The sequence below is a fragment of the Actinoallomurus acaciae genome, from assembly GCF_042429965.1.
Taxonomy (GTDB): Bacteria; Actinomycetota; Actinomycetes; order Streptosporangiales; family Streptosporangiaceae; genus Actinoallomurus; species Actinoallomurus acaciae.
Genome location: NZ_JBHLZP010001068.1, coordinates 1 through 1192 on the forward strand (window position 1 = coordinate 1; position 1192 = coordinate 1192).

Genomic DNA, 1192 nt, shown 5'->3' on the forward strand with positions numbered 1-1192 from the left:
TCACGGTGGCGTCGAACTCCTCCAGGCCGTGCAGTATCGGCCCGGTGACGCGCCAGCCGTCCCCGCTCATGGCACGCGCGGCGCCCGGCGTCACGCCGGATCGCACGGCGGCCCGCGCCGTACCCGGCCGGGCGCCCAGGACGGCGGCCGCCCCCGCGAAGCCCGCGAGCCTGCCGAAGTCACGCCGGGAGAACCGGTCGGCCGTCAACGCCCCTCCAGAAAACGCGGTCCCGCCAGGACGACAAGGTCGCCGGCCTGGTAAAACTGCGCGATCCTCAGTCATCGCGGGCTACGCGACCGGGCGGCGGCCCGGCCACGCGGCCGATCGGGGCGGCTACCGCTTCTCTTCCCCGTCCCGGCCCGCGGATACGCCGCCACCGGACAAATGCCCTTCAAAAGTGGTTACTTACAATGAGGGCATGGCCACCGAGGAACGGGTGACGTACTGCCGGATCTGCGAGCCTCTGTGCGGTCTGATCGCCACGGTGGACGACGGCCGGCTGGTCCGGCTGCGGCCCGACGACCGGCACCCGCTGTCGCGCGGTTTCGCCTGCCCGAAGGGCATCGCCATGGCCGACGTGCAAAATGACCCGGATCGCGTGCTTCGCCCGTTGCGTCGTCGGCCGGACGGCTCCGGATTCGACCCTGTCAGCTGGGACGACGCACTCGGCGACATCGGCCGGAGACTGCGGCGGATCCTGCGCCACCACGGCGGCCCGGCGGTCGGCTGGTACTTCGGCAACCCCGGCGCGTTCTCCTACTCCCACACGCTGTGGCTGCGGGGGTTCATGACCGCCGTCGGCTCGCCGAACCTGTTCACGGCCGGCTCGCAGGACATCAACAACCGCCTCGTCGCGAGCCGCCTGCTCTACGGCTCGCTCACCCGCGTGCCCATCCCGGACCTCGCCCGCACCGAGTTCCTGCTGGTCGTCGGCGCCAATCCGCTGGTCTCCCACGGCAGCGCCGTCAGCGCGCCGCGGATCCGGGACCAGCTGCGCGCGATCACGCGGCGCGGCGGCCGGGTGGTGGTCATCGACCCGCGCCGGTCGGAGACGGCGCGTGCCTTCGAACACGTGGCGGTGCGGCCGGACGGCGACGCCTGGCTGCTGCTGTCCCTGCTCCACGTGATCTTCGCGGAGCGGCTGGAGGACACCGCGACCGTCGCCCGGCTGGCGCGCGGCCTGGACGCGCT

Annotated in this window: 2 protein-coding genes; one reads left to right on the top strand and one right to left on the bottom strand. The window is 72.8% G+C overall.

Translation table 11 applies throughout. The annotated features are described in order from the left end of the window. Window positions 1–208: hypothetical protein (locus ACFFNX_RS50510; protein ID WP_378213631.1), on the bottom strand; the 208-nt coding region annotated here is incomplete at its 3' end. 211 nt (window positions 209–419) lie between these two features. On the opposite strand from ACFFNX_RS50510, the gene ACFFNX_RS50515 reads away from it, so the two are divergent. Beyond that, window positions 420–1192: molybdopterin-dependent oxidoreductase (locus tag ACFFNX_RS50515; RefSeq protein WP_378213632.1), on the top strand; the 773-nt coding region annotated here is incomplete at its 3' end.